General features: G+C 72.9%; 21 protein-coding genes and 2 pseudogenes. 8 read left to right on the forward strand and 15 right to left on the reverse strand.

The window, feature by feature from the left end:
- The first annotated feature begins 148 nt into the window (after nt 1-148).
- The 4 genes from aceA (at nt 149) to QUE40_RS11230 (ending at nt 4,403) form a co-directional block, all read left to right on the forward strand.
- On the forward strand, nt 149-1,471 hold the full coding sequence (gene aceA, locus QUE40_RS11215; RefSeq protein WP_142005709.1) for an isocitrate lyase: 1,323 nt from the start codon (nt 149-151) through the stop codon (nt 1,469-1,471).
- 169 nt (nt 1,472-1,640) lie between these two features.
- The gene (aceB, locus tag QUE40_RS11220; protein ID WP_289231008.1) at nt 1,641-3,149 is read left to right on the forward strand and encodes a malate synthase A; all 1,509 of its coding nucleotides are present in this window, start codon (nt 1,641-1,643) and stop codon (nt 3,147-3,149) included.
- Nucleotides 3,143-3,313, forward strand: a complete 171-nt coding sequence (locus QUE40_RS11225) for a hypothetical protein (protein WP_289231009.1) — start codon at nt 3,143-3,145, stop codon at nt 3,311-3,313. The genes aceB and QUE40_RS11225 overlap by 7 nt, the downstream gene beginning before the upstream one ends.
- A 223-nt stretch (nt 3,314-3,536) precedes the next feature.
- Nucleotides 3,537-4,403 carry a hypothetical protein gene (locus QUE40_RS11230; protein WP_289231010.1) on the forward strand — a complete coding sequence of 289 codons (867 nt, stop codon included), beginning with the start codon at nt 3,537-3,539 and terminating at the stop codon, nt 4,401-4,403.
- Nucleotides 4,404-4,461: 58 nt separating this feature from the next.
- On the opposite strand, the gene QUE40_RS11235 is transcribed toward QUE40_RS11230, so the two are convergent.
- The 4 genes from QUE40_RS11235 to QUE40_RS11250 all read right to left on the reverse strand — a co-directional run bounded on the left by QUE40_RS11235 (nt 4,462) and on the right by QUE40_RS11250 (nt 8,325).
- Nucleotides 4,462-5,607, reverse strand: coding sequence for a GNAT family N-acetyltransferase (locus tag QUE40_RS11235; protein ID WP_289231011.1), 1,146 nt, complete (start codon nt 5,605-5,607; stop codon nt 4,462-4,464).
- Between the two features lie 10 nt (nt 5,608-5,617).
- A complete protein-coding gene (locus QUE40_RS11240; protein WP_289231012.1) occupies nt 5,618-6,721 on the reverse strand; it encodes an amidohydrolase family protein in 1,104 nt (367 codons plus the stop codon).
- Between the two features lie 57 nt (nt 6,722-6,778).
- Nucleotides 6,779-7,543, reverse strand: a complete 765-nt coding sequence (locus tag QUE40_RS11245) for a thiamine pyrophosphate-dependent enzyme (protein ID WP_289231013.1) — start codon at nt 7,541-7,543, stop codon at nt 6,779-6,781.
- Between the two features lie 356 nt (nt 7,544-7,899).
- The gene (locus QUE40_RS11250; protein ID WP_289231014.1) at nt 7,900-8,325 is read right to left on the reverse strand and encodes a thiamine pyrophosphate-binding protein; all 426 of its coding nucleotides are present in this window, start codon (nt 8,323-8,325) and stop codon (nt 7,900-7,902) included.
- Nucleotides 8,326-8,443: 118 nt separating this feature from the next.
- On the opposite strand from QUE40_RS11250, the gene QUE40_RS11255 reads away from it, so the two are divergent.
- Nucleotides 8,444-9,355, forward strand: a complete 912-nt coding sequence (locus QUE40_RS11255) for a LysR family transcriptional regulator (protein WP_170206834.1) — start codon at nt 8,444-8,446, stop codon at nt 9,353-9,355.
- A 33-nt stretch (nt 9,356-9,388) separates the two neighbouring features.
- Here the strand turns inward: QUE40_RS11255 and QUE40_RS11260 are convergent, their stop codons facing one another.
- From QUE40_RS11260 to smc, 10 genes and pseudogenes are all read right to left on the reverse strand, one after another.
- Nucleotides 9,389-10,177, reverse strand: a complete 789-nt coding sequence (locus tag QUE40_RS11260) for an alpha/beta fold hydrolase (RefSeq protein WP_142005714.1) — start codon at nt 10,175-10,177, stop codon at nt 9,389-9,391.
- Between the two features lie 7 nt (nt 10,178-10,184).
- Entirely contained in the window at nt 10,185-11,807 is a 1,623-nt protein-coding gene (gene ffh, locus QUE40_RS11265; RefSeq protein ID WP_289231015.1) for a signal recognition particle protein, read from the reverse strand.
- Nucleotides 11,780-13,891 carry a [protein-PII] uridylyltransferase family protein gene (locus tag QUE40_RS11270; RefSeq protein WP_289231016.1) on the reverse strand — a complete coding sequence of 704 codons (2,112 nt, stop codon included), beginning with the start codon at nt 13,889-13,891 and terminating at the stop codon, nt 11,780-11,782. Before QUE40_RS11270 ends, ffh begins: the two co-directional genes overlap by 28 nt.
- Nucleotides 13,892-13,992: 101 nt before the next feature.
- Nucleotides 13,993-14,226 (reverse strand): annotated as a pseudogene (locus tag QUE40_RS11275) (hypothetical protein); the annotation flags it as partial.
- 15 nt (nt 14,227-14,241) lie between these two features.
- The gene (locus tag QUE40_RS11280; protein WP_142005717.1) at nt 14,242-14,580 is read right to left on the reverse strand and encodes a P-II family nitrogen regulator; all 339 of its coding nucleotides are present in this window, start codon (nt 14,578-14,580) and stop codon (nt 14,242-14,244) included.
- Nucleotides 14,577-15,967, reverse strand: a pseudogene (locus QUE40_RS11285) (ammonium transporter). The gene QUE40_RS11280 and the pseudogene QUE40_RS11285 overlap by 4 nt, the downstream one beginning before the upstream one ends.
- Nucleotides 15,968-16,233: 266 nt before the next feature.
- A complete protein-coding gene (gene ftsY, locus QUE40_RS11290; RefSeq protein WP_433997082.1) occupies nt 16,234-17,412 on the reverse strand; it encodes a signal recognition particle-docking protein FtsY in 1,179 nt (392 codons plus the stop codon).
- Between the two features lie 394 nt (nt 17,413-17,806).
- Complete coding sequence (locus QUE40_RS11295) at nt 17,807-18,076, reverse strand: hypothetical protein (protein WP_142005720.1); 270 nt, start codon at nt 18,074-18,076, stop codon at nt 17,807-17,809.
- A 75-nt stretch (nt 18,077-18,151) separates the two neighbouring features.
- The gene (locus tag QUE40_RS11300; RefSeq protein ID WP_211344569.1) at nt 18,152-19,129 is read right to left on the reverse strand and encodes an alpha/beta fold hydrolase; all 978 of its coding nucleotides are present in this window, start codon (nt 19,127-19,129) and stop codon (nt 18,152-18,154) included.
- A gap of 134 nt (nt 19,130-19,263) precedes the next feature.
- Nucleotides 19,264-22,887 carry a chromosome segregation protein SMC gene (gene smc / locus QUE40_RS11305; protein ID WP_289231018.1) on the reverse strand — a complete coding sequence of 1,208 codons (3,624 nt, stop codon included), beginning with the start codon at nt 22,885-22,887 and terminating at the stop codon, nt 19,264-19,266.
- A gap of 191 nt (nt 22,888-23,078) precedes the next feature.
- Between smc and QUE40_RS11310 the strand changes: the two genes are divergently transcribed.
- The 3 genes from QUE40_RS11310 to tenA all read left to right on the forward strand — a co-directional run bounded on the left by QUE40_RS11310 (nt 23,079) and on the right by tenA (nt 25,227).
- A complete protein-coding gene (locus QUE40_RS11310; protein ID WP_142005722.1) occupies nt 23,079-23,594 on the forward strand; it encodes a MarR family winged helix-turn-helix transcriptional regulator in 516 nt (171 codons plus the stop codon).
- Nucleotides 23,591-24,502: an amidohydrolase family protein gene (locus QUE40_RS11315; RefSeq protein WP_289231019.1), complete on the forward strand. Its 912-nt coding sequence runs from the start codon at nt 23,591-23,593 to the stop codon at nt 24,500-24,502. The genes QUE40_RS11310 and QUE40_RS11315 overlap by 4 nt, the downstream gene beginning before the upstream one ends.
- Nucleotides 24,503-24,564: 62 nt before the next feature.
- Entirely contained in the window at nt 24,565-25,227 is a 663-nt protein-coding gene (tenA, locus tag QUE40_RS11320; RefSeq protein ID WP_142005724.1) for a thiaminase II, read from the forward strand.
- Between the two features lie 148 nt (nt 25,228-25,375).
- On the opposite strand, the gene map is transcribed toward tenA, so the two are convergent.
- Nucleotides 25,376-26,143: a type I methionyl aminopeptidase gene (gene map, locus QUE40_RS11325; protein ID WP_289231020.1), complete on the reverse strand. Its 768-nt coding sequence runs from the start codon at nt 26,141-26,143 to the stop codon at nt 25,376-25,378.
- Between the last annotated feature and the right edge of the window lie 31 nt (nt 26,144-26,174).

Genomic DNA, 26,174 nt, shown 5'->3' on the forward strand with positions numbered 1-26,174 from the left:
AAGCGCGAGCAAAACCCGTCAGTACGTCAAGATCGCCTGATCTTTACGTCTCCAGCGGGTGCACAACCGCTTCCGTGCTGCCCAGGATGGTTCACATCACACCGCAGGCGAGTCCGGCAGCCGCCGGAAACGAAAGGACGAGGGAGCCATGACCTCCACCGTGAACGAGTCGCAGCAGCTGAGCGAGCAGGGCCTGGACCCGCGCGCCACGCAGGCGGCCGAGATCCAGAAGGACTGGGACACCAACGAGCGTTGGAAGGGCGTCACGCGTGACTACACCGCCGACGACGTCGTCCGGCTCCGGGGCAGCGTCCAGGAGGAGTTCACCCTCGCCCGCCGCGGTGCCGAGCAGCTGTGGGACAAGCTGCACACCGAGGACTACGTCAACGCGCTCGGCGCGCTGACCGGCAACCAGGCCGTGCAGCAGGTCAAGGCGGGCCTGAAGGCCATCTACCTGTCGGGCTGGCAGGTCGCCGGTGACGCCAACCTCTCCGGCCAGACCTACCCCGACCAGTCGATCTACCCGGCCAACTCGGTGCCGAACGTGGTCCGCCGCATCAACAACGCACTGCTGCGCGCCGACCAGATCGAGTTCTCCGAGGGCACCAAGAGCGTCGACGAGTGGGTCGTGCCGATCGTGGCCGACGCCGAGGCCGGCTTCGGTGGCGTGCTCAACGCCTACGAGCTGATGAAGTCGATGATCGCCGCCGGCGCCTCGGGCGTGCACTGGGAGGACCAGCTCGCCTCGGAGAAGAAGTGCGGCCACCTCGGTGGCAAGGTGCTCATCCCGACCCAGCAGCACGTGCGCACGCTCAACGCGGCGCGCCTGGCCGCCGACGTCTCCGACGTGCCGTCGCTGATCATCGCGCGCACCGACGCCGAGGCCGCGACGCTGATCACCACCGACGTCGACGAGCGCGACCAGCCGTTCATCACCGGCGAGCGCACCGCCGAGGGCTTCTACAAGGTCAAGAACGGCATCGAGCCGTGCATCGCGCGGGCCAAGGCCTACGCGCCGTACGCCGACCTCATCTGGATGGAGACCGGCACCCCCGACCTGGAGGTCGCCCGGCAGTTCGCGGAGGCGGTCAAGGCCGACTTCCCCGACCAGATGCTGGCGTACAACTGCTCGCCGTCGTTCAACTGGAAGAAGCACCTCGACGACGCCACGATCGCCAAGTTCCAGAACGAGCTCGGCGCGATGGGCTTCAAGTTCCAGTTCATCACCCTGGCCGGCTTCCACGCCCTGAACTACTCGATGTTCGACCTCGCTCAGGGCTACGCCCAGGAGCAGATGAAGGCCTACGTCGAGCTGCAGGAGCGCGAGTTCGCGAGCGAGGGCCGCGGCTACACCGCGACCAAGCACCAGCGCGAGGTCGGCGCCGGCTACTTCGACCTGGTCGCCACCGCGATCGACCCGAACAGCTCCACCACCGCGCTGAAGGACTCCACCGAGTCCAGCCAGTTCTGAGCCGGTTCGAGCCGGACGGCTCGAACCGGGCTCCGCGGAGGAGCTCTCCAACCACCCGGGTCCCGCTCTGGTCACCTGGCTCCGGCCAGAGCGGGGCCCGGGTTCCTCCCCTTTCATCCCCTCTTCTTCATCCATGCAGCACCGGACGTCCCGCGAAGGAGGACGTGTCATGACCACCACCACCCGCGGCACCATGCATCCGCGATTCGACGAGATCCTGACCCCCGAGGCGATCGCGTTCGTCGCCAAGCTCGACTCGGCCTTCGCCGGGCGCCGCGCCGAGCTGCTGCAGACCCGACGTGACCGCGCCCGCCGGATCAGCGCCGGCGAGAACCTCGACTTCCGCTCCGACACCCGCCACATCCGGGCCGACGCCAGCTGGTCGGTGGCCGCGCCCGGCCCGGGCCTGCGCGACCGCCGCTGCGAGCTGATCTCGCCGGCGACCCGCTCGATGGGCGTGCACGCGCTCACCTCGGGGGCGCAGGTGTGGATCGCCGACCTCGAGGACGCCACCGCCCCCTCGTGGGAGAACGTCATCTCGGCGCAGGTCAACCTCTACGACGCCGTGCGCGGCCGCCTGGACGAGACCCGCGAGGACGGCAGTACGATCACCGCCGAGGACAGCCCGACGACGATCGTCGTGCGCCCCCGCGGGATGCACCTGTGCGAGAAGCACATCAGCATCGACAGCCGGCCGATCTCGGCCAGCCTGCTGGACTTCGGGCTCTACTTCTTCCACAACGCCCAGGCGCTCATCGACGGCGGGCGCGGGCCGTACTTCTACCTGCCGAAGATCGAGTCGCACGAAGAGGCGCGGCTGTGGAACGACATCTTCGTGATGGCCCAGGAGGAGCTCGGCATCCGCCGCGGCACCATCCGCGCGACCGTGCTGGTCGAGACGATCACCGCGGCGTTCGAGATGGACGAGATCCTCTACGAGCTGCGCGAGCACGCCGCCGGGCTCAACGCGGGCCGCTGGGACTACATCTTCAGCTACATCCGCACCTTCGCCCACCGCGGTGACGAGTTCGTGCTGCCCGACCGTGACCACATCACGATGACCACGCCGTTCATGCGCGCCTACACCCAGCTGCTGGTGTCGACCTGCCACCAGCGCGGGGCGTATGCCATCGGCGGGCCGGCCGCGGCCAACCCGACCCGGCAGGACGACGAGCACCGGCACCGCGCGCTGGCGCTGGTGCGCGCGGAGAAGGAGCGCGAGGCGGCCGAGGGCTTCGACGGCTCGTGGGTGGCCCACCCGGCGGTCGTGCAGACCTGCCAGGAGGCGTACGCCACCGTGCTCGGCGACAACACCTGCCAGCGCGACTTCCGGCACGGCCCGATCACCGCGCAGGACCTGGTCTCGCTGGAGGGCGTGCCGCAGACGATCACGCTCGGCGGGGTGCGCACCAACGTGTCGGTGGCGCTGCGCTACCTCGCCTCGTGGGTCGAGGGCACCGGCGCCGTGGCGATCGAGAACCTCATGGAGGACGCCGCGACCGTCGAGATCTCCCGCGCCCAGCTGTGGCAGTGGCTGCACCACGGCTCGCAGCTGGCCGAGGGCCCGACCGTCACCCGCGCCCTGCTGGACCGGGTGATCGAGGAGGAGATGGCGGTGCTGACCCGCAACGCTCCCCGGAGCGGGCGCGGCACTTCGAGCAGGCGCGCGACGTGCTGACCCAGACCGCGCTGGGCGACTACCTGCCCGGCTTCTTCACGCCGTACGCCTACGTCCGCTACCTCATCGACCGGCCGCTGCGCATGGACGGCCCGCTGTCGCCCGACGACCTGCGGCAGTCGGAGCAGGTCGCCACGCCCGTGACCAACGGGTCTGCGGCCTGAGCCGCGAGTACGCTGACCGGCGGTGATCCGGCCCGGCCCGCACCACGCGGGCCGGGCCGGTGCCGTAGCCGGCTGATTTGCAGTCGGGAACGAAAGTGGGGGTCGTCGCGTCCGATCGGCACCCCGATCTCGAAGGAGCGAAGATGTCCCCTCGTCCCAGCCGCACCCGCCGGTTGTCCCTGACCCTGTCGGCCGCCACTCTCGTCCTCGGCTCGCTCGCCGCGTGCTCCGAGGACGCCCCCTCCGTCTCGCAGCCGAGCTCGCCGGCCGGCGCGACCAGCTCGGCCCCCACCGCGAGCTCCCCGACGCCGTCGGCCGAGGCGCCCACCACCACCGAGGCGCCCACGAGCAGCACGAGCAGCACGAGCACTCCCCGGCTGCGCCGTCGACCGCGCCCAGCCCCGCCAGCTCCACGGTCGCCGGGGAGCGCTCCGACGCGGTGAAGCTGTGCGGCGCCGACTCTTCCAAGGACGACAAGACCTGCGGCTCGACTGCCTCGACGGTCAAGGGCAGCGCGATCTACTGCTCGGCCGACCTGCCGAGCGACATGCGCGGCGACGTCGACGCCGTGCTCTACCGCAACGGGTCGGAGGTCTACTCCGCGTCGATCAACCGCCCCGGGGGCATGGGCTCGGTGATCGTGAACTACTCCGTCGGCAAGCTGCAGCTGCCCGCGGGTGACTACACCTGCGCGCTCAAGGGCGGGGGCAAGACGTACGTCAACAGCACCAAGGTCGACGGGCCCGACGGGCGCGCGACGCAGGGCATGGCCTGCGACGGGTCGACGATGTACTCCCAGTCGAACGTCACGCACTGCGAGTCCAACAGCTCGACGCTGTCCAGCCCCTCGTCGGTCGGCTGCAGCGCGATGGTCACCGACCTGAAGGGGCGTTCGGTCTCGGCCACGCTGGAGACGCCGGAGGGGCCGAAGAGCCTGAACCTGTCGAACAGCTTCCAGCTGGGCTCGGCCGTGGTCTACCTGCGCGCCCCCGCCACCGCCTTCCCCGGCGGGATCCCGAGCGGTGCCTACACCTGCACCTTCAAGGTCGACAACCAGGACGTGATCCGCATCCCGTTCACGGTGAGCTGACCCCGCAATCGCAGGAATGCGCGAGGCGTACCGGCATGCCGGTACGCCTCGCGGCCCCTCAGCCGCTGGTGGCGCGGGCGTGCAGGGCGACGGCGACCAGCGTGCGCGGGTCGACCTCGCGGGAGGTGTCGACGCGCACGGTGGCGGGCAGGTCGAGCGGGTGGTTCTGCTCGGCGAGCTCGGCCCACGTGTCCTCCAGCCCGGTCTGCGGCCCGTGCACCGCGTGCCGCGCGCCGGCCTGCTCGCGCGCCTCGAAGCGCCCGCGGGCCAGCTCGACCGGCACGTCGCACCAGACCTGCAGCACCCGCGCGGGGGCGAGGCCGGCGTCGGCGAGCCCGGCGAGGACATGCGCCCGTGCGGGCGGTGCGAACCAGCTCTCGACCACGCCGCCCACCGGGGAGTCGGCGAGCAGCCGCCACAGCGCGGCGTGGCAGCCGGCGCCGAGGCGGGAGGAGCGGCCGCCGAGGCGCTGCAGGTCGGCCGGCTCGAGCTGGTCGCCGAGCGCCTCCTTGATGGTGTCCTTGCTGAGCAGCGGCACGGACAGCTCGGCGGCCAACCGGCGCGCGAGGGTGGTCTTGCCCGATCCGGGCAGCCCGTTGACCAGCGTCACGACCCGGGCCGGGCGGTGCGGCGGGTAGGCCTGCCCGCGCCACTCCTGCGCCGTGACCGCGTGCATGTCGTGGTCTCGCCAGGCGTGGTCGCCGGTGCTGTCGGCGAGCCACAGCATCTCGGGGATGCGGCCCTCGCGCCGGAAGCCGACCGCGCGCAGCACGCCGGCCGAGGCGACGTTGCCCGGCTGCACGTTGGCCTCGAGCCGGTGCAGCCCCATGCCGTGCGGCTCGGGCGCGAACGCCAGCTCGCACACCAGCCGCAGGCCCTCGGCGAACAGCCCGCGCCCGGCGTAGGGGTCGTAGGCGTCGTAGCCCATCGTCCCGTTCTGGAACCGGCCGCGCACCACGTTGCTGATGTTGACCTTGCCGACGATGCCGTGCGCGCCCTCGGGGTCGCGGGCGTGGATCACGAAGGTGCGGTGGCCCAGGGTCTGGTTGCGCAGGTGCCGCTCGAGGTCGCTCGGGTCGACCGGGTTCCACCGGGCGAGGCGCTCGCGCGAGGCCTCGACGGCGTCGCGGTAGGGGCCGAGATCGGCCTCGGTGACGGTGGCGACACTGACGCGGTCACCGAGCGCGGACAACGGGCGAGGCACGCCTGAGAGTCTAGGGAGCCGCGGCCGCGCCCACCGGCCGGCCGCGCAGCACGACCTGCCGGGGCCGCTTGAGCTCGGTGAGGTCTTCGCGCGGATCCGACTGATACACAACCAGATCCGCGCTCTCGCCCTCCTCGAGCCCGGGCCGCCCGAGCCAGGCACGGGCCGACCAGGTCGCCGCCCCGATCGCCTCGGTCGGTGACAGCCCGGCCGTGCCCAGCTCGATGACCTCGTCGGCCACCAGCCCGTGCGGCAGCTGCCCGCCGGCGTCGGTGCCGCAGAAGATCGGGACGCCGGCCTCGTGCGCGGCGGCGACGACGGCGTACCGCGTCTGGAAGAGGCGCTCCATGTGGTCGGCGTAGGTGGGGAACTTGGGCCGCCCCGCCTCGGCGAACGAGGGGAAGTTGGCGATGTTGACCAGCGTCGGCACGATGCCGATGCCACGGTCGGCGAAGGTCTGGATGCTGTCCTCCTGCAGCCCGGTCGCGTGCTCGATGCAGTCGATGCCGGCGTCGGCCAGGTCGCGCAGCGACTGCTCGCCGAAGCAGTGCGCGGTGACCCGGGCACCCTCCTCGTGCGCCGCGTCGATGGCCGGGCGCAGCGCCTCGGCCGGCCAGCAGACCCCGAGGTCGCCGGTCTCCCGGTCGATCCAGTCGCCGACGAGCTTGACCCAGCCGTCGCCGCGGCGGGCCTCGTGCCGCACGTACGCCACGAGGTCCTCCGGCTCGATCTCGTGCGCCAGCCCCTTGATGTAGCGCCGGGTCCGGGCGATGTGCCGCCCGGCCCGGATCAGCCGGGGCATGTCGTCGCGCTCGTGCATCCAGGAGGTGTCGACCGGGCTGCCCGCGTCGCGCAGCAGCAGCGCGCCGGCGTCGCGGTCGGTGATCGCCTGGGGCTCGGCCTGGGTGTCGTCGATGCCGTGCTCGGGGTCCATGCCCACGTGGCAGTGCGCGTCGACCAGGCCGGGCAGCACCCACCCCTCGACCGTCTGCACCTCGTGGCCCGCTCGGGTGGGCCGCTCGAAGGTCACCCGGCCGTCGACGACCCACAGCTCCGGGCGGATGTCGTCGGCGCCGACCATGATCCGGCCACGCACGTGCAGCACGGTTGCCATGCGCGTCACCGTATCCGGCCGGCGCGCCGTCCGGGTGCGCCCGCCGCGGCCGTGGCCTCAGACGTCGACCAGCACCAGGTGCGGCCCGGGCTCGGCGAAGGCGGTCGCGAGCGCCTGGTCCAGCTCGTCGCGGGTCGCGGCGGTCTCGACCGGCACGCCGTAGCCGGCGGCGATCTCGGCCCAGCCGACCGCAGGGTGCTCCGGGGAGGACAGTCGGATCGCACCCTGCGGACGGGGTCTGCCGTCCGCGCTGCGCAGCTCCTGGTGCCGCGGCTCGGCCGGTCGCGGCCGCGGGATGACCACGGTGACGTCGAGCTCCTCGCGCGCCACGGTCCACAGCGCCGGGGCGGTGTAGTGCGCGCCCGCCGGTGACTGCACGGCCAGCACCGACCGGTGCGGCGCAGCCAGCGCGGCGCCCACGGCGACGGGCAGGCCCTGACCGAGCGGCCCGCCCGGGGTGCTGAGCAGCGTGTGCGGCGCGGCCGTCGCGGCGGCCTCCGCGACGGCGTCGGCCCAGCGGTCGTCCTCCAGCGACAGCACCGCGTGCTGCGGCAGCCGCTCGGCGATGGTCTGCGCCGCCGTCGCGGTGTCCCACTCGCGGTGGCCGTCGGCGGCCGGCTGCGGGGCCAGCTGCAGCTGGTGGCGCGGCGGCGGCAGCGCGTCGACGAGCCGGCCGAGGGCGTCGGCGCACGCGTCGACCGGGCCGCACAGCACGACCATCCGCTCGGCGGACGCACCCGGCGGCAGGCGCTCGGGCTCGGTGCAGACGCTGGCCGGCGGCGGCGCTCCCACGAGCACCACCAGATCCGCTCGGCGGAGCACGCGGTGTGCTCCCTCGGGCCCGGACGGCAAGAGAGGCAGGGTCGGCCGTCCGGACCCTCGTTCGGCGAGCGCCGGGGTGGCCTCTGCGTAGCACCGAACGCCAGGACGCCGACCCAGTCGTTCGAGATACGGCAAGGCCTCCGCCCGCAGGGCGTCGCCACCGACCAGCAGCACCACGCGCCCGGCGGAGAAGATCCGCCGCGCGCAGTCGACCACCCGGTCCTCACCGACCGGGGCCCGGCGCACTCGCTCGGCGAGCACGACGGGAAGCTCTTCGGCCTCCGCCTCCTGGACGTCCACCGGGACGACGAGGGTGGCGGGGCAGCGACCCGACCGCGCGGCACCCACCGCGTCGATCAGGTCCCACCCGGCGTCGGCGACGCTCTGGGTCGTGGCGTGCCAGCCCGACACCGCCGCCGCGATCGCCTCGAGGGGGCCGCACCGCGGGCGTCCCCCGCCGGCTGCGTCGTCGCGTGGTCACCCACGACGGACACGACCGAGGAGTACGCCCGGCGCGCGTGGTGCAGGTTCGGCGCGGCGTGCGCGAGCCCCGGCCCGCGCATCAGCACCATCGCGGGCCGGCGCGCCACGCGCGCATAGCCGTCCGCGACACCGGTGGCGACGCCCTCGCACAGCGCCAGCACCGGACGTACGCCGGGCTCGCGGACGAGGGAGCGCACGAGCGGCAGCTCGGCGGCTCCGGGGTGAGTGAGGCACAGCCGCACTCCCTCGTCGTGGGCGGCGCGGACCAGCAGGTCGGCACCGGTAAGGGTCATCTTCATCGCACCTATGAGTGTCGTCCTCACCCCCGCGTTCTGGAAAGCAGATGTTTCCGCTGGTTTCCATCGACTGCAGCGATGCCTGGTGCGCCGGGGCCGCCGGACGCAGGATCATGCCAGGGTGAGCGAGGAGATCGGCTTCACGCTGATCCAGCTCGACCACTTCGTCGCGGTGGCCGAGTTCGGCAGCGTCAGCGGCGCCGCGCAGCAGCTGCACGTCTCGCAGTCGGCGCTGTCCGCGAGCGTGATGAAGCTCGAGCAGCACCTGGGCGTCCAGCTGCTCATCCGCAGCCCGTCGCGCCGGGTGACCCTCTCCCCCGACGGGCACGCCTTCCTCGCCGACGCGCGCAGCATGCTGCGCCAGGCCCGCGACGTGACCGCCGGCGCCCGCGCGGCGGGGTCGGCCGAGAGCGGCACCTTGTCGCTGGGCTGCTTCCTGCCGCTGGCACCCGTGTGCGTGCCGAAGGTGATGCACGAGCTGCGGCGGCGCGGGCTGGACATCCACCTCGACCTGATCGAGGGCGACGTGGACACGCTGCACCGCGCCGTCGTGACGGGCACCTGCGAGGTGGCCCTGAGCTATCTGCTGCGGCCGCTGACCGGCGTGGAGTTCGAGATCGTGCGCGACATGCGCTTCCACGCGATCGTCGCGGCGGGACACCCGCTGGCCGAGCGCGGCGAGGTCACCCTCGCGGAGCTGAGCCAGTTCCCGTGGATCCGGTTCAACATCCCCGAGTCGGTGCAGGTCATGGAGCTGCTGATGCTCGAGGCGGGCATCTCGGTCACCTCGTCGATGACCTCGACCAGCATCGCCACGATCCGCAGCCTGGTCGGTGCGTCCGACGGGTTCGCGCTGCTCACCATGCCCTGGGCGACCGAGCTCACCGCGGCCGGCGACCGGGTCGTGCGGCTGGAGATCTGCGACGCCGGGTCGCGGCTGAAGATGGGCCTGATCACCGCGCCCGGGCGCCACCCGAGCCGGCGCACCGAGCTGCTGAAGGAAGCGCTGCGCACCGCCGCCCTGAGCCTGTGACCCCCGAGCGCCGCGCGCGCCGGCCTGCGTCGCTCAGCCGGCCGAGAGGAACTGCCGCATCGCCGCGGTGAAGATCGCCGGCTGCTCGGAGTGCAGCCAGTGCCCGGCGCCCTTGACCGTGATCAGCCGGGTGCGCGGGAAGTATCCGCGCATCGCGTCGCCGAACTCCGGTCGTACATAACGAGACTCGGCGCCCGCGAGCCACAGCACCGGCCCGTCGTACGTCCTCCCCGGCTCGATCTCGTCGGCCGGCCAGCCCGCGAGGTCGGCGAGCGAGTCGCCCAGCAGCTGCAGGTTCATCTGCCAGCGGAAACCGCCGTCGTCGTCGCGCCGCAGGTTCTGCAGCAGGAAGGCCCGGATGGTCGCCTCGGGGACGTAGGGCGCCAGCAGCTCGTCCGCCTCGGCGCGACCGCTGAGCCGGTCCAGCGGCAGGGAACGCATGCCGGCGACGTAGTCCTCGAAGACGGTGCGCCCGCGATAGGCGACCGGGGACATGTCGACGACGGTGAGCCGGTCGACCAGCTCGGGCCGACGCAGCGCGAGGAGCATCGCGGTCTTGGCCCCCATCGAGTGCCCGACCAGCGCCCACCGCTCGTCGCCGCCGACGCTCGCGAGCGCCTCGGCGACCTGGTCGGCCATGCCGACGTAGGAGAAGGAGGTCGACCAGGGCGAGCGGCCGTGGTCGGGCAGGTCGATCAGCGTGACGCGATGGTCGGAGGCGAGCTCCTTGGCCATCTGGGTGAAGTTCTTGCCCTGCCCGAAAAGCCCGTGGCAGAAGGCAACTCGCGGCCCGGCCTCCCCGAGCGAGGTCGTGTGCAGCACCGCCGGGTCAGTCCTTGCGGTCGAGGAACTTCTCGAACCCCTTGGGCAGCTTCAGGTCGCTGAGGTCCTGCTCGCCCTGCTGCTCGCCGAGGTCGCCGAACGCGCTGCCCATCGCCGCGGCGCGTGCCCGCTCGGCCTTCTCGGCCGCCGCCTTCTCCTGCTGGGCGCGCTTGGCGGGGTTGCCGCTCTTGCCCTTCTTCTTGGGCTGCTGCTTGCCGCGCTTGGGACCGCCGCCACCCGGGGCGCCGCCGGGCATCCCCGGCATGCCGGGCATCCCGCCACCGCCGCGGCGCATCTGGCGCATCATCTTCTGCGCGCCCTGGAAGCGCTCGAGCAGCTGGTTGACCTCGGAGACGGTGACGCCGGAGCCCTTGGCGATGCGCGCCCGGCGCGAACCGTTGATCTGCTTGGGGTGGCTGCGCTCGAACGGGGTCATCGAGCGCACCATCGCCTCGACCCGGTCGAACTCCTTCTCGTCGAGCGCGTTGAGCTGGTCGCGCATCTGCCCCATGCCGGGCATCATCCCGAGCAGCGACTTCAGGTTGCCCATCTTCTTGATGGCCGCCATCTGCTCGAGGAAGTCGGTGAAGGTGAAGTCCTCCTCGGCCATGAACTTGCGGTGCATCTCGGCCGCCTGCTGGCGGTCGAAGGCCCGCTCGGCCTGCTCGATGAGGGTGAGCACGTCACCCATGTCGAGGATGCGCGAGGCCATCCGGTCGGGGTGGAAGACCTCGATGTCCTTGACCTGCTCGCCGACCGAGGCGTACATGATCGGGCGGCCGGTGACCGACGCGACCGACAGCGCCGCACCACCGCGGGCGTCACCGTCGAGCTTGGACAGCACGACGCCGGTGAAGTCGACGCCGTCCTGGAACGCGTGGGCGGTGTCGACCGCGGCCTGACCGATCATCGCGTCGATGACGAACAGCACCTCGTCGGGCTGCACCGCGTCGCGGATGTCGCGCGCCTGCTCCATGAGGTTCTCGTCGACGGCGAGGCGACCGGCGGTGTCGATGATGACGATGTCGTAGCCGCGCAAGGTCGCCTGGCCGACACCGGCCCGGGCCACCGCGACCGGGTCGCCGAACGAGCGGGTGCCCTCGCCCGACTCGGTGACCGCGTCGTGCCCGCCCACGTTGCCGCGCTCGGGCGCGAAGCTCAGCACGCCGGCCCGGTCGGCGACGACCTCGAGCTGGGTGACGGCGTTGGGGCGCTGCAGGTCGGCCGCGACCAGCAGCGGGTAGTGCCCCTGGTCCTTGAGCAGCTTGCCGAGCTTGCCGGCGAAGGTCGTCTTTCCCGACCCCTGCAGGCCGGCGAGCATGATCACCGTCGGCGGCTTCTTGGCGAAGGTGAGCTGGCGGGTCTCGCCGCCGAGCACCCGGATCAGCTCGTCGTTGACGATCTTGACGACCTGCTGGCCGGGGTTCAGCGCCTGGCTGACCTCGGCGCCGAGGGCCCGCTCGCGGATGCCGCGGGTGAAATCCTTGACGACCGGGAGCGCGACGTCGGCGTCGAGCAGCGCCATCCGGATGTCGCGGATGGTGGCGTTGACGTCGGACTCGCTGAGACGCCCCTTGCCGCGCAGGTTCTTGAAGGTCGCGGTCAGGCGATCGGACAGGCTGGTGAACACGGGCCCCAGGTTAACTGCCGGTGCGGGTCTCGCCCTATCCGACGGCCCCCGGGCGGGTGCCGTCGCAGGCGTCGATCAGCGCCGCGATGGCCCGAGCCACCTGCGGCGGGTCGATCGTGAGCCCCTGGGCGCCGGTGACGTAGAACGTGTCGAGCGTCTGCCCGGCGTACGTCGCCACGTGCGCCGAGCGCACCACCAGCCCGAGCCGGGTCATGGTCAGGCCGATGTCGCGCAGCAGGCCGGGCCGGTCGGCGGCCCGCACCTCGATGACGGTGGCGTCGTCGGACGCGCCGGGCTCGACGGTCGCGCGCGTGGGGCGTACGTCCGCGGCCGGCTCTCCCGAGCCCTCGCCCTGCCGCCCGAGCCCGCGCAGCGGCCCCGGTCGCCGCCGGCCAGCCGGCGCAGGTCGCGCGCGAGGTCGGCCGCGGCCGGCAGCTCGCCCGCGGGTGCCTCGACGTGCCACACGTCGACCGCCGTCTCCTCGACGGTGCGCAACCGGGCGGACCGCACGACCAGGCCGTGCGCGGCCAGCAGCCCCGCGGTGTCGGCGAACAGGCCCATCCGGTCGCGGTCGACGACCTCGACGCGGGCACCGCCCTCGACGGGCACGACCGCGACGTGCGCCTCCCCACGAGCAGCCGCTCCATGACCTGCGGGGTGAGCAGCTCCTCGGCGCCGCCCGGCTCGGTGCGCAGGGCTCGCCGGCCGGCGAGGCTGTCGCGGGCGAGCGTGCTGAGGTCCTGGACCAGCCGGGCGCGCCAGCTGGTCCAGGCGCTGGGCCCGGCGGCGACGGCGTCGGCCTCGGTCAGTGCCCGCAGCTGCTCCAGCAGCTCGGGCCGCTCCTCGACCACCGCCACGAGCTCGCGCACGGTGCTCGGGTCCTGCGGGTCGCGTCGGGTGGCGAGGTCGACCAGAGCCAGGTGCTGGCGTACGAGCAGCTCGACGGCCGCGACGTCGTCGGGGCCGAAGCCCATCCGCCGGGCGATCGAGGCGGCGACGGGCGCGCCCTCGACCGCGTGGTCGTGCACGCCGGCGATCTTGCCGATGTCGTGCAGCAGCGCGGTGACGAGCAGCAGGTCCGGTCGGTCGACGTCGCGCCGGCGTGCGGCGGCCTCGACGACGGTCTCGACCAGGTGCCGGTCGACGGTGTGCCGGTGCACCGGGCTGCGCTGCGGGCGGCTCGAGACGGCCTTCCACTCCGGGATCCACTGCGCGATCACGCCGGCCAGGTCGAGGGCCTCCCACACCTGCACCAGCCCGGGTCCGCTCGCGAGCAGGTCGACGAACGCCGCCCGCTGCGCCTCGCTCCACGGCTGCGGGAGCGGCGCCAGGTCGCGGGTGAGGTTGCGCACCGTGACGGGCGCGAGCGGCAGGTTGCGCCGGGCCGCGGCCGCCGCCGCGCGCATCAGCAGCAGCTGGTCGCCGGGCGGGGTGCGCCGGCCGAGCACGACCTCCCCGTCGTGCTCGAAGAGCCCGAAACCCAACGGCCGCAACGTCGGTCGACGCGGACCCACCCGCAGGGTGCGGGCGCGCTGGGCCTGCGAGGCGCGGCGCAGGGTGGAGTCGAGCGCGAACGCCACGCCGCGCGCCGAGCGCACGACCTCGGTGAGCAGCGCGTCGGCGTCGGGCAGCCCGAGCAGCGCGGCGGTGGCGTCCTGGTCCTCCCGGGCGAGCCGGTCGCGGCCCCGGCCGGTCACGACGTGCACGGCGTCGCGCACGTCGAGCAGCCGCTCGTACGCCTCGTCGACCGACCCGTGCGGGCGGTCGGTCAGCCACGCGGCGGTCAGCGACCGCAGGATCGTCATGTCGCGCAGCCCTCCCCTGGCCTCCTTGAGGTCGGGCTCGAGCGCGGTCGTGAGGTCGCCGTGGCGGGCGTGCCGCAGCCCCACCTGCTCGACCAGCTCGGGCAGCCGCTTGCGGGCGTTGGACCGCCAGTCGTGCGCGACCGACTGCTGCACCGCCGCCGACAGCACGGGGTCGCCCGCGACGTGGGCGATGTCGAGCAGGCCCACCGCCGCGCCCAGGTCGTCGGCGGCGACCTTGCGCGACTCGGCCGGCGTGCGCACCGCGTGGTCCAGGCGCACGCCGGCGTCCCACAGGGGTACCAGACCGCGTCGGCCACGGTGTCGACCTGCTTGCCGCGCACGGTGCGGCCGTCGTGCAGCAGCACCAGGTCGTAGTCGCTGAGCGGGCCGGCGTCTCCCCGGGCGAGGCTGCCGACGGCGGCCAGGGCGACCCCGGACGTACGCCCTCCGAGCGCGGCCGTGCACGCCTCGTCGAACAGCCCGGCGGCGTGCCGCAGGCCGAAGCTGCTGACCCGGTCGCGGCGGTCGCGACCCGCGCCGGGACGCGTGAAGTCACGCGTCCCGGCGAGGTCGAGCCGGTCGGTGGGGCGGTGGCCGGTGCGCAGGTCGTCCATGTCAGCCCCGCCGCGTCACAGCGCCGACGCGCCGTGCTCGCCGGTGCGCACCCGGACGACGTCCTCGACGGGGACGGTCCAGACCTTCCCGTCGCCGATGCGCCCGGTCTGGCTGGCCTTGACGATCACGTCGACGACGCTGGAGGCGTCCATGTCGTCCACGATCACCTCCAGGCGCACCTTGGGGACCAGGTCGACGTCGTACTCCGCACCGCGATAGACCTCGCTGTGCCCGCGCTGGCGGCCGTAGCCGCTGGCCTCGCTCACGGTCATGCCCGCGATGCCGTAGGCCTCCAGCGCCTCCTTCACCTCGTCGAGCTTGAACGGCTTGATGATGGCGGTGACGAGCTTCATGCCGTGACCTCTTCCTCGTCGTGGTGACGGGCGCCGGCCGCTTCGCGGTCGGCCGGTGCGGTGGAGCGCCGCGGGATGCGGCTGCCGGCGCCGAACGAGGCGAGCTCGTAGGCCGACTCGGCGTGGACGGCCTGGTCGATGCCGGCGACCTCGTCATCGGCGTGGATGCGCCAGCCCATCGTCTTGGCGAGCACGACACCGATGATCGCGGTGAGCACACCGGTGTAGACCATGGCGATCAGCGCGACCGCGGTCTGGATGCCGAGCTGGCGCAGGCCGTGGCCGTAGAGCAGGCCGGTCTCCGAGCCGAGCAGACCGATGGCGATCGTGCCCCACAGGCCGGCGACCAGGTGCACGCCGACGACGTCGAGCGAGTCGTCGTAGCCCAGGCGGTACTTCAGCCCCACGGCCAGCGCGCACAGCCCGCCGGCGACGACGCCGAGCGCCAGCGACCCGACCGGGGTCAGCGCGGCGCAGGCCGGGGTGATGGCGACCAGACCGGCGACCACGCCCGAGGCGGCGCCGATCGAGGTGGCGTGCCCGTCGCGGATGCGCTCGACGGCGAGCCAGCCGAGCATCGCGGCGCAGGTCGCGGCGGTCGTGTTGACCCAGACCAGGCCGGCGGTGCCGTCGGCGGCCAGCTCCGACCCGGAGTTGAAGCCGAACCAGCCGAACCACAGCAGCCCGGCGCCGAGCATCGTGAGCGGCACGTTGTGCGGACGCATCGGGGTCTTGCCGAAGCCGAGCCGGCGGCCGGTGAGGATCGCGAGGACGAGGCCGGCCATACCGGCGTTGATGTGCACGACCGTGCCGCCGGCGAAGTCGATCGGGCCGTACGCCGCGTCGCCCTCTCCCCGGCGAACCAGCCGTCGGCGCTGAGCACGCCGCCGCCCCACACCATGTGCGCGAGCGGGAAGTAGACCAGCGTCACGAAGACGCCCGCGAACACCAGCCAGGTGCTGAACTTCACGCGGTCCGAGAGGGATCCGCTGATCAGCGCGACGGTGAGCACGGCGAACGTGAGCTGGAAGGCGACGAAGACGACGGTGGGGATCCCGCTGGCCATCAGCGCGAACTCGCCGCCGGCGTCGTACATCACCTCACGCAGGCCGAAGTTGGTGAACGGGTTGGCGAAGAACCCGCCGACGTCGTTGCTGCCGAACGACATCGAGTAGCCCCACAGGACATAGATGACGCCCACGAGCCCGAGGGCCCCGAACGACATCATCATCATGTTGAGGACGGACTTGGAACGGTTCATGCCGCCGTAGAACAGGGCGAGGGCCGGGGTCATCAGCAGCACGAGCGCGGCGCTGATCAGCATCCAGGCCGTGCTGCCGGTGTCCAGCGTCACCGAGTCGGCGGTGGCGAGGGCGAGGTTTCTCATGGGCCACCACGGTGGGCCCGCGCCGTTTCGCCTCCGCGCGCCTTGTGTTACGCCCGTGTTGCGATGCCGCGGATCGTGTTAACGACCTGCAACAGCGGCCGGCTGGTCCCGGATGGTGGGACGCGGGGCCAGGCGAGCCCGGCGTACGCCCTCGCGGACCACCGCCGAACCGTGCGCCCCAGCGCACCCCCGGCGGACCTCCGCCGACGCGTGACAGGCGAACCAGCCGACCCGACCCGCTCGCCGGTCGCCGCCCGCCCGGACCCTCAGTCCAGGACGGCGTCGACGAACGCGGCCGGGTCGAACGGCGCGAGGTCGTCAGGGCCCTCGCCGAGGCCGACCAGCTTGACCGGCACGCCGAGCTGGCGCTGCACCGCGACGACGATGCCGCCCTTGGCGGTTCCGTCGAGCTTGGTGAGCACCACGCCGGTGACGTCGACGGCCTGGCCGAAGACCTCGGCCTGGCGCACGCCGTTCTGGCCGGTGGTGGCGTCGATGACCAGCAGCACCTCGTCGATCGGGCTCTGCTTCTCGACGACGCGCTTGATCTTGGACAGCTCGTTCATCAGGTTGGCCTTGTTGTGCAGCCGGCCCGCGGTGTCGATGAGCACCACGTCGGCCTCGGCCTCGTTGCCGCCGCGCACCGCGTCGAAGGCGACGGCCGCGGGGTCGGCGCCCTCGCGGTCGGAGCGCACCGTCGGCACCCCGACCCGGGCGCCCCAGGTGTCGAGCTGGTCGGCGGCGGCCGCGCGGAAGGTGTCGGCGGCGCCGAGCACGACGTCCTTGTCCTCGGCCACGAGCACGCGGGCGAGCTTGCCGACGGTGGTGGTCTTGCCGGTTCCGTTCACGCCGACGACGAGCACCACGGCGGGGCGCCCCTCGACCCGGCTCGCGGCGATGCGGCGGTCCATGGTCGGGTCGACCTGCTTGAGCAGCTCCTCGTGCAGCCAGCCGCGCACGGTCTCCTCGTCGACGGTGCCCGCGACCTTGGCGCGGGTCTTGAGCGCGTCGACGACCTCGGTCGTCGCCTCGACGCCCAGGTCGGCCGCGAGCAGGGTGTCCTCGACCTCTTCCCAGGCCTCCTCGTTGAGCTTGCCGCCGGCGAGCAGGTTGAGCAGCGCCTTGCCGAGCGCGGAGTTGGAGCGCGAGAGCCGCTCACGCAGCCGCACCATGCGTCCGCGGGCCGACTCCGGGCGCTCGAGGTCGGGAGCCTCCTCGGGCTCGACCAGCTCGTCACCGACGAGGGTGTCGTCAGGGCGGTCGACGGTCGAGACGTCGGGGTCGCCGGTCTTGGCGGTGGGTACGTCAGTGGTCGCCTCGGGCTGCTCGGCCACCTCGGGGGTGGCGCTCGGCTCGGTGGCGTCGGGCCGGGTGTCGCCCGGCACCGGGGTGCTCCGGTCCGTGGGGGTCGTGCCGGCGCTGCCCGGAGTGGTCGTGCCAGTCACCCCGGACGCGGGCCGGTCGATCGTGCCGGCCCCGGCGCCGCCCTTGCCGGTCGCGCCCGTGCCGCTGGTGTCGATCTTGACGCCGGCACCCGGCTTGTAGGTGTTCTTCTTCGGCGGCTTGCGCTCGATCGTGCTGGTGCCCGTGCCGCCGCCCCCGTCACCGGAGGCGCCCGCACCGGGGGTGCCGGTCGTGCTGGTGTCGTCTTGCTTCGGCGGCAGGTCCTTGGTGCGTCCGCCCTTGCCGCGGAAGAACCCGACGACGAGCAGAAGTCCCGCGACAGCCGCCGCGGTGATGACGAGCAGAATCTCCCAGAACTGATCCACGGGGCCATCATGGCAAACGGGGACGACAGCCCCGATCCCCGGCCAGGACGCCGCGAGGACGTACGAAGGACTAGCTGGCCTCGCGCCCCGCCTCGGCCTGGGCGCTGCGGCGACCGCTCACCGAGCCGCCGCGGGAGCGGGCGACCGAGGCGACGCTGCCGGTCGCGCCCTTGGCGGTCGAGACGACCTTGTCGGTGCGGCGCGCGACGCCGGAGACGACTTCTTCGCCCTTGGGCGTCAGCATCTGGCGTCCGTCACGACGCGCGGGCACCGCCACGATGCCGACGACGGCAGCGGCGAGCGCGAGACAGACCACCATCGCGAGGATCAGCCAGACCATGGGCATATCTTGCGGTGCGAACCTGTGGCTTCCCAAACCGCCACACCCGAGAAACCTGGGCGAATCCGGGAACCTTCACCCACTGTTCACGTCACCCCGGGTCACCTCGCGCACGAAACCGTCGGCGGCGTCGACCAGCTGGTCGAGACCGGGCTGCTCGATCGGGTAGTGCCCGGCGTTGGCGAGCTCGGTGACGCGCACCGGCACCCGGGTGATCCGGTCGAGGAACGGGGTGCTGAGGCGCAGCGGGCTCCACCGGTCCTTCGCCGGCTGGGTCAGCAGGATCGGGCAGGCGTCGAACTGCTCGGGCTGCACCGCCGGCTCGTAGCGCAGGTAGGAGTCGAGGAACGTCAGGGTCACCGCGTTGCCGGCCGAGGTCTTGTCGGCGAGGCACGCCTTGAGCGCGGCCTTGTCGTTGACCAGCGTGTGCATCTTGCTCACCAGGCGCATCGGGACCTTGACGCGGCGCAGCGGGCTGCTCGCCCCGAGCCGCATGGTGGTCTCGCCGGTGCGCCCGGCGATCTTGGTGATCGCGGTCTCGACCTGAACCTGAGGGTTGCGTTGGTCGAGGAAGGTCATCCCCACGATGCCCTTCACCTTCGGGTTGACGGCGGCGATGTGGTACGCCTCCATCCCGCCGGCGCTCAGGCCGTACAGCACGATCGGCCGGTCGTCCTTGGCCAGCTCGGCGTCGACGAGCGCCGACCCGGCGCGGACCCAGTCGTCGTACGTCACGAGCGCGTCCGGGCGCACCCGGCTCAGGCCATACGTCGGCATGTCGACCGCGATCGTCTCGAGCCCGCGCTCGGCGAGCGGGTGCCCGAGGATCGTGGTCATCTGGCGGCCGTTGGTGCCGACGCCGTGCAGCAGGATCACCTTCGCGGGGGCGTCGGGGTTGCGATAGGTGTCCAGGTGCAGCCGGTGCCCCTCCCAGTCCCACCACTCCTCGGCGGGCAGGTCGTCGGGGCCGAGCTGGTACGCCGTGGGCAGGAAGGACTGGATCCGGCGCCACTGCGGCTGGTCGGCATAGGACTCGGGCAGTTCGCTACTCACGAGTCTCACGGTGCCGCACCCGCCTGTGAAGCGGGGAAACGGCGTCCCAACCTCCGATATCGGCCGTCGTGACCGTCACGGGCGCGAAACCCGCGCAACAACCCCCGATATCGGGCCGTACGACCGTGGCCGGCTCAGGAGGCCGCGGCCACGTCCTGGTCCTCGCGGGCTCCCCCGCCGTCGCCCGGACCGCCGTCGCCACCGTCGTCGGCGACGTCGCGCAGCCGCTGACTGACCACCGTGGTGACACCGTCGCCGCGCATGGACACGCCGTACAGCGCGTCGGCGACCTCCATCGTGCGCTTCTGGTGGGTGATGACGATGAGCTGGCTGGAGTCGCGCAGCTCCTCGAACAGCGTGATGAGCCGGCCCAGGTTGGCGTCGTCGAGGGCGGCCTCGACCTCGTCCATGATGTAGAAGGGGCTGGGCCGCGCCTTGAAGATCGACACCAGCAGCGCGACCGCGACCAGCGACCGCTCGCCGCCGGACAGCAGCGACAGCCGCTTGATCTTCTTGCCGGGCGGGCGGGCCTCGACCTCGATGCCGGTGGTCAGCATGTCGCCGGGCTCGGTGAGCACCAGGCGCCCCTCGCCGCCGGGGAACAGCCGCGAGAAGACGCCCTCGAACTGCGTGGCGGTGTCGGCGAACGCGTCGGCGAAGACGGTCTTCACCCGTTCGTCGATGGTCGTGACGATGTCGAGCAGGTCCTCGCGGGAGCGGCGCAGGTCGTCCAGCTGCTCGGTGAGGAACTTGTGCCGCTCCTCCAGCGCCGCGAACTCCTCCAGCGCCAGCGGGTTGACCTTGCCGAGCTGGTTCAGCTTGCGCTCGGCCGAGCGCAGCCGCTTCTCCTGCGCCTCGCGCACGAACGCGATCGGCTCGGGGAAGTCCTCGTCGTCGGGCGACTGGTCGGGCCCGGGGACGTGCGGGACGAGCTGGTGCGGGCCGTACTCCTCGGTGAGCACCTCGGGGTCGATGCCCAGCTCCTCGACCGCCTTGGTCTGCAGCGCCTCGATGCGCAGCCGCTGCTCGGCGCGGGCGATCTCGTCGCGGTGCACGGTGTCGGTGAGCTCGCGCAGCTCCTCGGTGAGGTTCTCCATCCGGCTGCGCGTCTGGCTCATCTGCGTCTGCCGCTCGGCCTGGGCCTGCTCGGCGCTGCTGCGCCGCTCGGCGGCGATCTCGAGCAGCTGGGCGACGACGTCGACCGAGTACGTCGCGCCGGTGCGCACCGCCCGGGCCGCCTGGGCCTCGCGGTGCCGCCGCTCGCGACGGCGCTGGGCCTTCTCGCGCGCCTCGAGCTCGGAGCGTACGGCCGACTCCAGACTGCTCGCCCGTCCCGCGAGCGAGCGGGCCTGCTCCTCCTGGGTGCGCAGCGCGAGGCGCTGGTCGGTCTCGTGGGTGCGCGCCCTGGCCGCCGCCTGGGCCAGCTGCTCACGCTCGTCGGCGGTGGGCTCCTCGTCGGCCGGCTCCTGCTCGGCCGCGGCGAGCCGCTGCTCGAGCTCGGCCAGCGCGCCGCGGTCGGCCTCGAGCGCGGTCTCGGCGGTCTGGATGCCCTGCTCGAACCGCTGCTGCTCGGCGCCTGCCGAGCGGACGGTCTGACCCAGCTGCCCCAGCTGCTCGGCGACGGCCGACATCTTGGCGTCGGAGTCGTTGAGCTCATCCAGCGCCGCCTCGGCGTGCGACTTCAGCGACCCGACCCGCTCGCGCAGCTGGCCGAGCTGGAACTGCGCCCGCTCCTTGCGGCCGGTCGCGTCGGCGAGCGCCTTGCGGGCGTCGTCGACGGCCGACTGGATCTCCAGCAGGCTCGGCGCGTCGGCCGAGCCGCCGCGCACCACGCCGGGGGCGTAGACGTCGCCGTCGGGCGTGACCGCGGTGACTCGCTGGCCCAGCAGGCCGGTCGCGGTGGTCGCGTCGGGCACGAGCGCGACCCGGTCGAGCAGCTGGTCGAGCGCGGCACGTACGCCGTCGGGCGCCTCGACCACGTCGCGCGCCCAGGTGCACCCCGCCGGCAGCGACGGCCACGCGTCGGGCTCGACCGGGTGCGCGGTCTCCCCCACCAGCAGCACCACGCGCCCGCCCTCGTCGTCGCGCAGGCTGTCGACCGCGGAGGTCGCGGCGGCCAGGTCGTCGACCACGACCGCCTCGGCGGCCCAGCCGAGCGCCGCCGCGAGCGCGGCCTCGTGACCGTCGGCGACGCGCACGAGCCCGGAGACCGAGCCGCGCACGCCGTGCTCGTCGCGCCGCTCGAGCAGCGTGGCCGCGCCGTCCTTGCGCCGCAGCGACAGCTCCAGCGCCTCGACCCGAGCCTGGTGGCTGCTGCGGTCGCGGTCGGCGCCGCGCTCGTCGTCCTGCAGCTTCGCGAGCTCGGCCTCGGCGGCCTCCAGGTCGGCGACGGCCTGCTCGTAGCGCTCGTCGAGGTCGACCTCGCCGGCCTCGGTGTCGGCGATGGACCCCTCCAGCTCGGCGTACTTGCGCTCGGCGACGGCGGCCCGCTCCTGGGCCTCGCCGATGCGCTCGCGCAGGCGGCCGATCTCGGCCTCGCCCGCCTCGATGCGGCTGCGTCGCGCGGCGACCTGGCCCTGCAGCTTGGCGAGCCCCTCGCGGCGGTCGGCGGCGGCCCGGGCGAGCTGGGCGATGCGCCGCTGCTCGTCGTCGTAGGCCTTCTCGGCGGCGCCGCGCGCCTCGACTGCGGCCTGCAGCGCCGCCTGGGAGCCGGTGATCGTGGCCTGCAGCTGCTGCTCCTGGGCGCGCAGGTCGGCGGCCTGCCGCTTGAGCTGCTCGGGGTCGCGCCCGCTGGTGGGCTGCTCGTCGTCGGTGGCCAGCAGGCGTACGCGCTCGGCGGCGAGGCTCGCGGTGGCGCCGAGCCGCTCCTTCAGCGAGCCCAGGGCGTACCACTGCTCCTGCGCCTGCGCGAGCGCCGGCCGCGCCCGCTCGGCCTGTCGCTCCAGGGCGGACAGCTCGTCCTTGACGCGGGCCAGCTCGGTCTCGACGCGGGTGCGCCGCTCGATCATGGCGGTCTCGTCGGCGACCTCCTGCTCGAGCGTGCTCGTGAGCTGCACCAGGTCGTCGGCGAGCAGCCGCAGCCGGGCGTCGCGCACGTCGGCCTGGATGCTCGCGGCGCGGCGGGCGGTCTCGGCCTGACGCCCGAGCGGGCCGAGCTGGCGGCGGATCTCGTCGACGAGGTCGCGCAGCCGGTTGAGGTCGCCCTCCATCGACTCCAGCTTGCGCAGCGCCTTCTCCTTGCGCTTGCGGTGCTTCAGGACGCCGGCGGCCTCCTCGATGAAGCCGCGGCGCTCCTCGGGCGTGGCGCGCAGCACGGTGTCGAGCTGGCCCTGGCCGACGATGACGTGCATCTCGCGGCCGATGCCGGAGTCGGAGAGCAGCTCCTGCACGTCCAGCAGCCGCACGACCGTGCCGTTGATCCGGTACTCCGAGCCGCCGTTGCGGAACATCGCCCGCGAGATGGTGACCTCGGTGTAGTCGATCGGCAGGGCGCCGTCGGTGTTGTCGATGGTCAGCGTGACCTCGGCCCGGCCGAGCGGCGGACGGTTGGGCGTGCCCGCGAAGATGACGTCTTCCATCTTGCCGCCGCGCAGGCTCTTGGCACCCTGCTCACCCATCACCCACGCGAGCGCGTCGACCACGTTGGACTTGCCCGAGCCGTTGGGGCCGACGATGCAGGTGATGCCCGGTTCGAGCGTCATCGACGTCGCGGACGCGAAGGACTTGAAGCCCTTGAGGGTGAGGCTCTTGACGTACACGCGGGGCGGGCCCTCCAGGCGGCGAACGGTTCAGGTCACCATACCGAGGGGTGCCGGAGTGTCTGCGGACCTGGGCTCGGCCGCCACCCGCCAGGTGTCCCGCGACCAGCGCGTAGTTCGCCCTAGAACTATGCGTCGACTAACTACCCGCCGGTTGCGGCGCGTGTCCCCGCGTGGTCCAGACTTGGCGCATGTCCGCGAAGACCGACTACGCCGACGAGCACCTGGCGCGCTGGAGCGACCTGTTCCCCGACCCCGACGCGCGCGAGGCGCTGGTCGAGGCGGCGCTGGTGCGGATGAACCGCGTGATGCAGCGCACCGAGCGCGAGCTGCGCGCGATCGCCCAGGACGGGCCGCTGACGTACGAGGAGTTCCGCACCCTGCACGCGCTGATCGGCGGGGTGCAGCGCGGCAAGCCCTCCACCCCGGCCGAGCTCGCCGAGCGCACCGGCGTCTCGCGCGCCGGCATGACGAGCCGGCTCGACCGGCTGACCGGCGCCGGGATGGTCACCCGCACCCCCGACGAGAACGACCGGCGCAGCGTGCAGATCACCGCCACGAAGGCGGGCCACAAGGCGTGGCAGCAGATGCTCGACGCGTGGGCCGGGGCCGAGCAGCGGCTGTTCGCGGGGCTGAGCGAGCGCGAGCTGCAGCAGCTCAACACGGTGCTGCGCAAGGTGGTCCTCACCTCCGCGGAGCAGGGATGACCGACCCGGCGGGCTCCCCGGCGCTGCGCGACGCCGACGTGCCCGCCGTGTGGCGCTCGCTCGGGCTGCCGGGCCTCGCCGACATCCACGTGCACTTCCTCCCCGAGGGGATGCTGCGCAAGGTCTGGCAGTTCTTCGACGAGCGCGGCGAGCGCGACGGCGTGCCGTGGACCATCACCTACCGCGACCCCGAGGACGAACGGCTGGCGACCGTGCGCCGGCTCGGGCTGCGCGCGGTGCCGTCGCTGACGTACGCCCACAAGCCGGGCATGTCCGCCTGGCTGAACGAGTGGTGCACCGAGTTCGCGGCCCGGGTGCCGGACGCGCTGCACTCGGCGACGCTGTTCCCCGAGCCCGGGAACGCGGATTACCTTGCGCGCGCGCTGGACTCGGGCGCGCGCCTGGTCAAGATGCACGTGCAGGTCGGGGCGTACGACCCCTCCGACCGGATCCTCGACGACGCCTGGGACCAGCTGCAGCAGCGCGGCGTTCCGGTGGTCATCCACTGCGGGTCGGGACCGGCCCCGGGGCGGTTCACCGGGGTGGGCCCGGTGCGCGAGGTGCTGCGTCGCTTCCCCGACCTGAGCCTGGTGATCGCGCACGCCGGACTGCCGGAATATCTCGAGTTCGCAGACCTGGCAACGGAGTTCGCGAACGTGCACCTCGACACCACGATGGTCGGCACCGACTTCACCGAGCGCTTCGCGCCGATGCCGAGCGGCTATGCCGACCGGTGGCGCGACCTGCAGCACAAGGTCGTGCTGGGGTCGGACTTCCCCAACATCCCCTATCCCTACGCCCACCAGATCGAGGTGCTGCAGCGGCTCGACCTCGGCGACGCGTGGATGCGAGATGTGCTGTGGCACAACGGGGCTCGGCTGATGGGGCTCGACGCGGCGTCGCTGTAGGTCCCGCAACAGGTCCCCTCGGGGGTGGGCCGACCCGCCTCCGCCTGCCTAGCGTGGGGGCCATGACGACTCGAACGCGCGACGTGCTCTGGTCCGACGTGGAGGGCATTTACGACGAGATCCTCCACCACCCCTTCGTCACCGGGCTGCGCGACGGCTCGCTGCCGCACCCGGTCTTCCGGCACTACATCGTCCAGGACGCGCTCTACCTGCGCGGCTACGCCCGGTCGCTGGCCGCCTGCGCCGCCCGCGCGCCCGAGGTCGACGCCACGGTGATGTTCGCCGAGCACGCCGCGGGCGCGGTCGCCGCCGAGCGCGAGCTGCACGCCGAGCTGCTGGGCGACCTCGGGGTCGACCCCGACGACCTGGGCGCGCCCGCCCCGGCGACACAGGCGTACGTCAGCTATCTGGCCGCGACGGTGCACGCGGGCTCCTACGCCGAGGCCGTCGCGGCCGTCCTGCCCTGCTACTGGATCTACGCCAAGGTCGGCGAGGCGCTGCTCGAGGCCGGCTCCCCCGACCCGCTCTACCAGCGGTGGATCGACCTCTACGCCGGCGAGGAGTTCCAGGCCGTCGTCGACGCGGTGCTCGACGAGACCGACCGTGTCGGCGCGACCGTGTCGGACACCGAGCTGGCGCGCATGCGTGAGCACTTCACGACGACCTCGCGCTACGAGTGGATGTTCTGGGACGGGGCCTACCGCCAGGAGACCTGGCCGGTCTGAGCCGGCGAGGGCGTCCGGACACCCCTTCCGCATTTCGTTCACCGGTGCACGAAATGTGGAGCGCCACTCCCGGGATCCCGGGAGGTCGGCGCCACAGATCGTTCACAAGTGCACGAAATGCGGAGGCGCAGCCCGGCGAGGGCGTACGTCAGTCGCGGGCGGTGAGCACGAGCGGGCCGTCCTCGGTGATGGCGATGGTGTGCTCGGAGTGGGCGCCGCGGGAGCCATCGGCGCTGCGCAGGGTCCAGCCGTCGTCGTCGGTGTAGATCTCGTCGGTGGTGGCCATGAGCCACGGCTCGATGGCCACGACCAGGCCCGGGCGCAGCCGCAGGCCCCGGCCCGCGCGGCCGTCGTTGGGCACGTGCGGCTCGCCGTGCATCGTGCGCCCGACGCCGTGGCCGCCGAACTGGGTGTTGACGGCGTAACCGCCGGAGCGGGCGACGTCACCGATCGCCGCGGAGATGTCGCCGATCTTGGCGTCGACCTGGGCGGCGTCGATGGCCACCGCGAGCGCCCGCTCGGTGTGCTCGATGAGGCGCAGGTCCTCGTCGCGCGGGGTGCCGACGGCCACCGACAGCGCCGAGTCGGACACCCAGCCGTCGATCGACGCGGCGAAGTCGACCGACAGCAGGTCGCCGTCGCGCAGGACGTAGTCGTGCGGCAGCCCGTGCAGCACGGCGTCGTTGACCGAGGTGCACAGCACCTTGCCGAACGGGCTCGCGCCGAAGCTGGGGTGGTAGTCGATGTAGCACGACTCTCCCCCGGCGTCGCGGATCATCCGGTGCGCCAGGGCGTCGAGGTCGAGCAGGTTGACCCCGACGTCGGCGGCCTCGCGCAGCGCCGTCAGCACCGAGGCAACGAACCGGCCGGCGGGCCGCATGGCCTCGATCTCCGCGGGGGTCTTGAGCTCGATCACGCCCCCACGGTAAGCCCGGTGCGCACCGGCC

The organism is Barrientosiimonas endolithica, from assembly GCF_030296655.1.
Lineage (GTDB): Bacteria > Actinomycetota > Actinomycetes > Actinomycetales > Dermatophilaceae > Barrientosiimonas > Barrientosiimonas humi.

Excerpts from the sequence above, each read along its gene's own strand:
- aceA (WP_142005709.1), top strand. The coding sequence starts at position 149 with ATGACCTCCACCGTGAACGAGTCGCAGCAGCTGAGCGAGCAGGGCCTG.
- aceB (WP_289231008.1), top strand. The coding sequence starts at position 1,641 with ATGACCACCACCACCCGCGGCACCATGCATCCGCGATTCGACGAGATC.
- QUE40_RS11240 (WP_289231012.1), bottom strand. The coding sequence starts at position 6,721 with ATGGCAACCGTGCTGCACGTGCGTGGCCGGATCATGGTCGGCGCCGAC.
- QUE40_RS11250 (WP_289231014.1), bottom strand. The coding sequence starts at position 8,325 with ATGAAGATGACCCTTACCGGTGCCGACCTGCTGGTCCGCGCCGCCCAC.
- QUE40_RS11280 (WP_142005717.1), bottom strand. The coding sequence starts at position 14,580 with ATGAAGCTCGTCACCGCCATCATCAAGCCGTTCAAGCTCGACGAGGTG.
- QUE40_RS11295 (WP_142005720.1), bottom strand. The coding sequence starts at position 18,076 with ATGGTCTGGCTGATCCTCGCGATGGTGGTCTGTCTCGCGCTCGCCGCT.
- QUE40_RS11310 (WP_142005722.1), top strand. The coding sequence starts at position 23,079 with ATGTCCGCGAAGACCGACTACGCCGACGAGCACCTGGCGCGCTGGAGC.
- QUE40_RS11315 (WP_289231019.1), top strand. The coding sequence starts at position 23,591 with ATGACCGACCCGGCGGGCTCCCCGGCGCTGCGCGACGCCGACGTGCCC.
- tenA (WP_142005724.1), top strand. The coding sequence starts at position 24,565 with ATGACGACTCGAACGCGCGACGTGCTCTGGTCCGACGTGGAGGGCATT.